Origin of the sequence: Mesorhizobium sp. M1A.F.Ca.IN.022.07.1.1, assembly GCF_003997575.1 — a bacterium.
GTDB lineage: Bacteria > Pseudomonadota > Alphaproteobacteria > Rhizobiales > Rhizobiaceae > Mesorhizobium.
On the sequence record NZ_RZST01000248.1, the window covers coordinates 1 to 9,106 of the forward strand.

Below are 9,106 nucleotides of genomic sequence, written 5' to 3' on the forward strand. Positions count from 1 at the left end.
ATGCAGCGCTGGCCGGAAACCCTTCGCAATCCGAGAGATGATGAACCCGGAGAAGATCGCATGAACGCAGCCATCCGCCTTCCGGCCGAGCAGGTCTATGCCTCCGAACTGCAGGCGCTCGCGCGCGACGACGACCGCCAGAAGCCTGCCGGCTGGAGCCTGTCGCCCAAGGCCGTCCTCACTTACCTGATGGGTGGCAAGGCGGGCGACGGCACGCTTATCACCCCGAAATATGTCGGACGTCGGCAATTGATGGAAACCGCGGTGGCGACGCTCGCGACCGACCGGGCGCTGCTCCTGCTCGGCGTGCCGGGAACGGCAAAATCCTGGGTCTCGGAACATCTCGCCGGCGCCATCATGGGAAACTCGACGCTGATCGTGCAATGCACGGCCGGCACCGATGAGAATCAGATCCGCTACGGCTGGAACTATGCGCAGCTCTTGGCGAAGGGGCCGAGCCAGGAGGCGCTGGTGCCGACGCCGCTCTACCGCGCCATGCAGGAAGGCAAGCTCTGCCGCCTGGAGGAACTGACGCGAATGGGCTCCGACGTGCAGGACACGCTGATCACCGTGCTGTCCGAAAAAATGATGCCGGTGCCGGAGCTGAACACCTCGATTTACGCGCAGCGCGGTTTCAACATCATCGCCACCGCGAACAATCGCGACAAGGGCGTCAACGAACTCTCCTCGGCGCTGAAGCGCCGTTTCAATGTCGTGGTGCTGCCGCTGCCGGAGGACATGGCGGAAGAGGTCTCGATCGTGTCCCGGCGCGTCGGCGAGATGGCCGGCGGACTGGACCTGCCGGTGCCGAAAAATGTCGGCGAGGAGATCGCGCGCGTGCTGACCATCTTCCGCGAGCTGCGCTCCGGCGCGACCGCCGACGGCAAGGTGACGCTGAAGACGCCGTCGGGCTCGCTCTCCACCGCCGAGGCGATCGCCACGATGATCAGCGGCCTCAGCCAGGCGGCCTGGTTCGACGGCGGCAAGCTCCACGCCGAAGGCCTGGCGCCAAGCCTGGTCGGCGCCATCGTCAAGGACCCGGTCCAGGACAAGGTCGTGCTTGAGGAATATTTGGAGACGGTGCTGAAGAAGCGGCCGGACTACGCCGGTTATTACGCGGCGCTCAACGCGGCCATCTGAGCCATGACGCAAGGCGGCATCAGCTATTTCGGCATTCGCCATCATGGGCCGGGCTCCGCCGCGAGCCTGGTTAGAGCGTTGCAGGAATTGCAGCCGGCCGCCGTGCTGATCGAGGGGCCGGTGGATGCCTCGCCCTTGCTGCCCCTGCTTGCCAGCCCGGACATGAAGCCGCCGGTGGCACTGCTTTGCTACCCCGAGGACGATCCCGCCGCGACGCGCTTCTGGCCCTTCGCCGAATTCTCTCCCGAATATCAGGCGGCGCTGTGGGCTGTCGCCAACAAGGCGGCGCTGCGTTTCATCGACTTGCCGTCCGCCGCGCGGCTTGCCGAGCACGGGCCCGAGGGTTCGACCGACGCCGATGCGGACGAACCGGAGGCCACCGAAGAGCAGAGCGAAGCAAGCTCACGGATCCTTGATCCGATCGGCACTTTAGCGCGCGCCGCCGGCTATGAGGACGGCGAAAGCTGGTGGTCCGATATCATTGAGCAGAATCCCGCACCCGGGCCGATCTTTGCTGCCATCGCCGACGCGATGACGACGCTGCGCGACGGCGAGACGTCCATTGGCAAATTCGAGGCCATGCGCGAGGCGCATATGCGGCTGGAGATCGCCGCTGCGCGCAAAGAAATCGACGGGCCGCTGGCCGTCGTCTGCGGCGCGTGGCATGTGCCCGCCCTGCAAGCTGCGCATACGCAAAAGAGCGACCAGGCACTGCTCAAGGGCATCGGCCGGCGCAAGACCACGATGACCTTCGCGCCATGGACCGGACCGCGGCTGGCGCTGGGTTATGACTATGGCGCCGGTGTCGTCGCGCCGGGCTGGAGCAAGCACCTGTGGCAGACGCGCGGGCAGGATGACGCTTCGGTGCTGTGGCTCGCGCGGATCGCTTCGGTTCTCAGGGCCAAGGGCCATATAATTTCGACCGCCTCGCTGATCGAGGCGGAGCGTCTGGCGCGGGCGCTTGCCGCCATACGCGAGCGCCCGAAACCGGGTTTCGAGGAACTGCGTGAGGCCTCGATCGCGGCGCTCTTCAACGGCGAGGCCTTGCTGTGGAAGATGGTCGAGGCCGAGCTGCTGCTCGGCGCCGATGTCGGCGAGATTCCAGCCGACACGCCGCTCGCGCCGCTGATCGATGATTTGCAGCGCAACCAGAAGGCCGCGCGGCTCAAGCCTGAAGCACTGGAGCGCGAGCTCTCCATCGACCTGCGCAGCGAGAGCGGTCTCTTTCGGTCGACGCTTCTGCACCGGCTGAACGTGCTCGGCGTGAACTGGGGCAGGCTGACGGATGTCGGCCGCAGCCGCGGCACGTTCCGCGAGCGCTGGCTGCTGGCCTGGCAGCCGGAATACGCCGTGCGCCTGGTCGAAAACCTGATTTACGGACCGACCATCGAGAAGGCCGCCAACGGACGGCTTGTCCAGATGATCGGCGCCGCTTCGACGCTCGATGCTCTGGCCACGCTGGTGCAAAGCGCGATCACCGCCGCCTTGAGCGAGGCGTCCGCGGCCGGCCTCGCCGCGCTCGAGGAGAAGGCGGCGCATAGCAGCGAATGCCTGGAGCTCCTTGCGTCGGTGCCCCCACTTGCCGACATCATCCGCTATGGCGAAGCGCGCAAAACCGAGACGCAGCGCCTTGCCGGCCTCTTGGAGCGGTTGGTCATCGAAGGCGCGATCGCGCTGCCTTACGCCGCGCGCGATCTCGACGCGCAGGCCGCCGCAGCGCTGATGGCGGCGCTGAGCAAGGCCGACGAGGCGATCAGGCTGGTCGAACCGGACGAGCATGTCCTGGATGCCTGGCGGAACGGCCTTGCGGCCGTGCTCGATTCATCGCGCTCGACGGCGCTCGTTGCTGGCTGCGCCGCACATCTGCTCTACGAGGCCGGGCACCTCTCGGCCGAGGCCACGGCCGGCCTTTTGGCAAAGCGGCTGTCGCCCGGAACGCCGGTCATCGATGCCGCCGCCTTTTTCGAAGGCTTCTTCAGCGGCGCCGGCCAGAGGCTGATCTATGACGAGGGGCTGCGCGGCGCTGTCGATTCCTGGCTGGCATCGCTCGACGAGGACGCCTTCGTTGCGCATCTGCCTTTGCTGCGCCGCGTATTTTCCAATCTCGACAGCATGGAGCGCCGCCGCCTGATCGAGGCCGTGCTCGGCCGCAGGGCGAGCCTGCCCGCCGGACTGACGCCGGCACCCGATGGCGGCGAGGCCTGGCGCCGGCATTTTGGTCTCCTCGGCAAGCTGCTTACGGGGGAGCCCAACCATGGATGATGAAACGGTCGGACCCGATCTTCATCCGATCGAAGGGACGCGGGAGCGCCGTTGGCGCCTGGCGATCGGCGCCGACGATGAGTCCTCCTCGGCGCTGTCGCAGGAGGACCGGCGGCTTTCGGCAGCCCTCGATGCGCTCTACGGCGACGGCAGCGGCGACGCCGGCGATCCGCGCAAGCGGCGCGGCGGGCTTGGCCGTTCGGCGCCGCGCGTCGCGCAATGGATGGGCGATATCCGCTCTTTCTTCCCCGAGCAGGTGGTCCAGGTCGTGCAGAAGGACGCCTTCGAGCGCCTGAACCTGAAGCAGATGCTGATGGAGCCGGAATTCCTCAAGGCGATCGAGGCCGACGTCAATCTCGTTGCCGATCTGGTCTCGTTGCGCTCGGCGATGCCGGAAAAGACCAAGGACATTGCCCGCTCGATCATTTCCGACATCGTCGCCAAGCTGATGCAGCGTCTCGAGCAGAAAACCGCCGAGGCGATCCGCGGCGCGCTCGACCGTTCAAGGCGCACCAACAGGCCGCGGCAGCGCGACATCGACTGGCCGCGCACTATCGCGGCGAACCTTCGCCACTACCAGCCAGACCACAAGACCGTGGTGCCGGAAAAGCTCGTCGGCTTCATGCGCCGCCAGCGTCGGCTGGTCGACCTCGACGAAGTGACGCTCTGCGTCGATCAGTCCGGCTCGATGGCAAGTTCGGTCATCTACGTCTCGATCTTCGCGGCCGTGATGGCCTCCTTGCCGGTCGTGCGCACCAAGCTGGTCTGCTTTGACACCGCGATCGTCGATCTGACCGACGAGCTCAGCGATCCGGTCGAGGTGCTGTTCGGCGTCCAGCTCGGCGGCGGAACCGACATCAACCAGGCGGTCGCTTATTGCGCCGAGCGCATCGAGCGGCCGACCAAGGCGCATTTCGTCCTCATCACAGACCTCTACGAAGGCGGCAACGGTCAGGAACTGCTTCGTCGGCTGGCTGCGCTGGTGCGGTCGGGCGTCAATGTCGTTGTGCTCCTGGCGCTCACCGACCAGGGCCGTCCCGGCTACGACTCCTCCATGGCCGGCTCGGTCGCGGCGTTGGGCGTCCCGGTCTTCGCCTGCACGCCGGACCACTTTCCCGACATGATGGCGGCGGCGCTGCGCCGGGAGGACATCGGCGCCTGGGCGGCGGGAGCGGACATCAAGCTTGTTCGCCCGGATTCGGAAACGCCAAGCGCAGCCGAATAGGTTCGCCACCCTTCTGACGCTGATCAGGGCGCTTTCTCGCTGATCAATTCAAACCGCTCGATCTCGCAGTGTAGGCCGACCAGCGCCAGCACCTCAGTTGACGGCTCGACTGCATCTGGCTGCCGCCATTTGACTTGGAAGGAAAACACGAAGCGGTCGCGGTCGGCGTCGTGCTCCATGCCAACGAAGCGGGCATCGTATCCGAGCGGCCGTACGATCTCCTGGAGGTCGGGCGGGGCTGTCTTCGGCCATGCGACCGCAAGGATCGCCTTATGGTCGCGCGGGATCTTGAGGTCGACCCATTTCAGGGCCTGCAGCGTCACCAGCGTCAATACTGTAGCAATCGCGCCGAGGCCGAACTGGCCGCCGCCGAAGGCCAGCCCGATCATCGTCATGATCCACATGGTGGCGGCGGTGGTCACCCCGGTGACGAGATCGCCGCGTCTGAGGATGGCGCCGCCGCCGATGAAGCCGACGCCGGTGAGCACGCCGAGCGCAAAGCGCAGCACATCCATGCGCACGAATGAGTCCGGTCCCTTACCGGCAACGTCGAGCAGCATGTTGGCCTGGACCATGGCGACGCACGCCGCGAGGCCGACCAGGATGGTCGTCCGCAGGCCGGCGGAATGGCCGCGCGCTTCGCGATTCAAGCCGATGAGGAAGCCCGCGACCAGCGTCAGCAACAGCCGCGCAACGAGATCCGGCCATGTCGGATGAAGCGGCATGTCGCAGCAGAGCGGCTCGAGCATTTCCCGTCGGCGACGCCGGTCGGCGCACCCTCCATTGCGTCAGGACAGTTCAACTAAGCTCGGCCATGGATGGTTCCTTGGCCAATGCCGATGACGTGAGGTTCCGCGGGACTGGTGCCGTGGGAGGGCGGGCGTGCTCCCGCGACCGGCTGGAACCCGGTCGCGGGAGGAGGTGGCTCAGCCGAACTTCGGGTCAAGGCTGCCGGCCTTGTAACGCTTGGCCATTTCCGACAACGGGATCGGCTTGATCTTCGGCGCGTTGCCGGCTGTGCCGAACTGCTCGAAGCGTTCCTTGCAGAGCTTCTTCATCGCCGCCATGGCCGGCGTCAGATATTTGCGCGGATCGAACTCGGAAGGGTTCTCGGTCAGCACTTTGCGGATCGCGCCGGTCAGCGCCATGCGGTTGTCGGTGTCGATGTTGATCTTGCGCACGCCGTGCTTGATGCCGCGCTGGATCTCTTCCACCGGCACGCCCCAGGTCGGCTTCATCTGGCCGCCATATTTGTTGATGATCTCCTGCAGCTCCTCCGGCACCGATGACGAGCCGTGCATGACCAGATGCATGTTGGGCAGGCGGCGATGGATCTCCTCGATCACGTTCATCGCCAGCACCGCGCCATCCGGCTTGCGCGAGAATTTGTAGGCGCCGTGGCTGGTGCCCATGGCCACCGCCAGCGCATCGACATGGGTGTCGCGCACGAACTGCTCGGCTTGCACCGGGTCTGTAAGCAACTGATCGTGGCTGATGGCGCCTTCGACGCCGTGGCCGTCCTCCTGCTCGCCGCCGCCGCTCTCCAGCGAGCCGAGCACGCCGATCTCGCCTTCCACCGAGACACCGCCCCAATGCGCCATATCGACGACGCGGCGCGTGATGCCTGAATTATAGGCGTAGTCGGCCGGCGACTTGCCGTCTTCCTTCAGCGAACCGTCCATCATCACCGAGGTGAAGCCGTACTGGATCGCGGTGACGCAGGTCGCTTCGTTGTTGCCGTGGTCGAGATGCATGCAGACCGGAATGTCGGGGTGAATCTCGACCAGCGCGTCGATCAGCTTGGCCAGCACCACATCGTTGGCGTAGGCGCGCGCCCCGCGGCTCGCCTGGAGGATGACCGGCGACTTGGTCTCCTCGGCCGCCTCCATGATGGCGAGGCCCTGTTCCATGTTGTTCATGTTGAAGGCAGGCACGCCATAGCCTTGTTCGGCGGCATGGTCGAGCAATTGTCTCAGTGTGATGCGAGCCAACGAATAGTCTCCCGTATCTGGTTCGAGCCCGTGTTTGAAAAGGCCGGCCCGGGCGGGCGGCCCCGTTGCTTCTGGCCGGATTTCTGACCTACCGCAACCTTTTGAAGCCCTTTCGGCCGCAATTCTTGTTGCAGGGCTGAAATCCGGCCCGAGTCGAGCCTAAGCGGCGATCCGCTCGCGCGCGGCAAGGATTTCGACGCAGGCCTTCGCCGCTTCCTTGCCCTTCACCAAAAAATGCTCGTGGGAGAAGCGGCGGTGCTCGGCGCTCTCATGATAGTTGTGCGGCGTGAGCACGGCCGAGAGCACCGGGCGAAGATTAGCTGCGCTCGGGAAACATTGCCTTCAGCGCCTCGCGCGAAGCCTTCGCCACGCCGCGCTCGGTGATCAGCCCTGTCACCAGCCGAGCCGGCGTCACGTCGAAGGCGGGGTTTGCCGCCGGCGTTGCGTCGGGCGAGACGCGCACCTGCGCGACCTTGCCGTCGGCCGTCCTACCCCACACCAGCGAAACCTCGTCACTCGCGCGCTCCTCGATCGGGATTTCCGCAAGCCCGTCGGCGACCGTCCAGTCGATGGTGGGCGAGGGGAGCGCGACATAGAAAGGGACGTCGTTGTCGGCGGCGGCTAAAGCCTTGAGATAGGTGCCGATCTTGTTGCAGACGTCGCCATTGGCCGTCGTGCGGTCGGTGCCGACGATCACCATGTCGATGTCGCCATGCTGCATCAGATGCCCGCCGGCGTTATCGACGATCAGCGTGTGCGGCACGCCGTGGCCGGCCATTTCCCAGGCGGTCAGCTGGGCGCCCTGGTTGCGCGGCCTGGTCTCGTCGACATAGACGTGGACCGGAATGCCGGCTTCCGTCGCCAGATAGATTGGCGCCGTGGCGGTGCCGTAGTCGACCGTCGCCAGCCAACCGGCATTGCAATGGGTGAGAATGTTGACCGCCTCGCCAGGCTTCTTTTTCGCCGCGATCTCCTTGATGATGGCAAGCCCGTTCTCGCCGATGGCGCGATTGAGCCCGACATCCTCGTCTGCGATCTCGGCGGCGCGCCGGTAGGCGGCCTCGGCGCGCTCTCCCGGCGCCAGCGGCTTCAGAAAACGCCGCATCTCGTCCAGCGCCCAGCGCAGGTTGATCGCCGTCGGTCGCGTTTTGTGCAGCGTCTCCCACGCCGCGTCGAGCGCTTCGTCCGAGGGATCGTCGGTCATCTGGATGGCGACGCCGTAGGCGGCGGTGACGCCGATCAGCGGCGCGCCGCGCACCCACATGTCGCGGATCGCGGTGGCGATGCCGGGAACCGTTCCGATCGTCTCGACGCGAAACTCATGCGGCAGCCAGCGCTGGTCGATGATCTCGACCGAGCGTTTGTCGTCGCTGAGCCAAATTGTACGATAGTGGCGTTCGCCGACGTTCAAAGGCTCTTCTCCTGTTCGACCAGCGCGGCCAATGCGTTGACCTCGTCGATGCTGTGGATCTGACGCCGGTTCACGGCGATGTGGCGGCCGAAGCGCAGCGCCTTTGCTTCACATTTGGCGCGAAGGTCTGCGTCGGCAATGGTCTCGAAATCGGCATTGTGGGCGAGACCGAGGATACGTCGGTGCACCTCGATGCCGGCGAAGCCGAGCAGGTCGGTCCAGATGCCGGAAAGCATGTGGTCGAGCGCCTGTTCGGAACCGAGCAGGTCGCCCTGATCCTCGAACAGGCTCTTCTGGTAGAGGATGCCGGTGCGCTCGGTTCGCCACAAATGCGAAAACTCGGCGCGGAACACCGCCCAGCTCTCGGCCGTGACCTTAAGCAGGTAGGCGCGCATCGAATCCCGGCTACCTTTCTGCTCATGGCCCCGCTGCGAGAAGAAGGCCATCCAGAAATTGGCGAGCAGCATGCCGACGTCGAAGGCGATCGGGCCGTAGAAGGCGAATTCCGGATCGATCATCCGGGTCTCGGTGTCGGTCACCATGATCGAACCGGAATGCAGGTCGCCATGCAGCAGTGTTTCGGCATTGGCGGCGAATAGGTGCTTCAGCCGCTGCGCCTCGACCTTGAGGTCGCGGTCGGCGCGCAATTCGGCCACCAGGCGGTCGAGCTGCGGGCTGGTGTGCCGGTTCATCTCGGCGTCGAAATAGGGATCGGAGAACACCAGGTTCTCGGTGATGTCGCAGAGCTCGACATTGTCGGCGAACAGCGCGAGATCGGCCTTGCGCTCTTTTGTCGGCATTGAGAGGTCCGAGCCGCGGAACAGCGTGCGGGCCATGAACAGGCCGATGTCGCGCGCAATGTTCGGCAGCTCGCGGCCGTCGATCAGCGCGCGACGCAGGATAATGTAGGGCGGCGCCAGATACTCCATGACAATAAGCGCCTGGTCCTCGTCGAAATAATAGATCGCCGGCACCGAGCCTGGCGCTCGGCGCTGTTGCCTCGTCAGCGCGTGATACTCGAAGAAAGCGCGCTTCAAAGGCAGCGGCCAGCTGTCGCCGACCAGGCGCACATAGGGC

General features: G+C 65.5%; 7 protein-coding genes and 1 pseudogene. 3 read left to right on the forward strand and 5 right to left on the reverse strand.

What is annotated here, in order from left to right; all coding sequences use genetic code 11:
- Positions 1-60 precede the first annotated feature (60 nt).
- The 3 genes from EOA75_RS23205 to EOA75_RS23215 are packed head-to-tail and all read left to right on the forward strand — an operon-like array spanning position 61 to position 4,627.
- Entirely contained in the window at positions 61-1,140 is a 1,080-nt protein-coding gene (locus EOA75_RS23205; RefSeq protein WP_095800970.1) for an AAA family ATPase, read from the forward strand.
- A gap of 3 nt (positions 1,141-1,143) precedes the next feature.
- Positions 1,144-3,402 carry a DUF5682 family protein gene (locus EOA75_RS23210; protein ID WP_127214200.1) on the forward strand — a complete coding sequence of 753 codons (2,259 nt, stop codon included), beginning with the start codon at positions 1,144-1,146 and terminating at the stop codon, positions 3,400-3,402.
- Entirely contained in the window at positions 3,395-4,627 is a 1,233-nt protein-coding gene (locus tag EOA75_RS23215) for a VWA domain-containing protein (protein ID WP_127325262.1), read from the forward strand. The genes EOA75_RS23210 and EOA75_RS23215 overlap by 8 nt, the downstream gene beginning before the upstream one ends.
- A 23-nt stretch (positions 4,628-4,650) precedes the next feature.
- Here the strand turns inward: EOA75_RS23215 and EOA75_RS23220 are convergent, their stop codons facing one another.
- The 5 genes and pseudogenes from EOA75_RS23220 to mtnK form a co-directional block, all read right to left on the reverse strand.
- On the reverse strand, positions 4,651-5,376 hold the full coding sequence (locus EOA75_RS23220; protein WP_127214204.1) for an MgtC/SapB family protein: 726 nt from the start codon (positions 5,374-5,376) through the stop codon (positions 4,651-4,653).
- A gap of 177 nt (positions 5,377-5,553) precedes the next feature.
- The gene (gene fba / locus EOA75_RS23225) at positions 5,554-6,618 is read right to left on the reverse strand and encodes a class II fructose-bisphosphate aldolase (protein ID WP_067327727.1); all 1,065 of its coding nucleotides are present in this window, start codon (positions 6,616-6,618) and stop codon (positions 5,554-5,556) included.
- A gap of 159 nt (positions 6,619-6,777) precedes the next feature.
- Positions 6,778-6,927: pseudogene (locus EOA75_RS23230) on the reverse strand (6,7-dimethyl-8-ribityllumazine synthase); the annotation flags it as partial.
- A gap of 7 nt (positions 6,928-6,934) precedes the next feature.
- A complete protein-coding gene (gene mtnA, locus EOA75_RS23235; RefSeq protein ID WP_127214206.1) occupies positions 6,935-8,029 on the reverse strand; it encodes an S-methyl-5-thioribose-1-phosphate isomerase in 1,095 nt (364 codons plus the stop codon).
- Positions 8,026-9,106 (reverse strand): S-methyl-5-thioribose kinase (mtnK, locus tag EOA75_RS23240; RefSeq protein WP_127325263.1); only part of this gene is annotated, 1,081 nt, incomplete at its 5' end. The genes mtnK and mtnA, both read right to left, overlap by 4 nt.

Coding starts and splice junctions, on each gene's coding strand:
- EOA75_RS23215 (WP_127325262.1), top strand. CDS start 3,395: ATGGATGATGAAACGGTCGGACCCGATCTTCATCCGATCGAAGGGACG.
- EOA75_RS23220 (WP_127214204.1), bottom strand. CDS start 5,376: ATGCTCGAGCCGCTCTGCTGCGACATGCCGCTTCATCCGACATGGCCG.
- EOA75_RS23205 (WP_095800970.1), top strand. CDS start 61: ATGAACGCAGCCATCCGCCTTCCGGCCGAGCAGGTCTATGCCTCCGAA.
- EOA75_RS23210 (WP_127214200.1), top strand. CDS start 1,144: ATGACGCAAGGCGGCATCAGCTATTTCGGCATTCGCCATCATGGGCCG.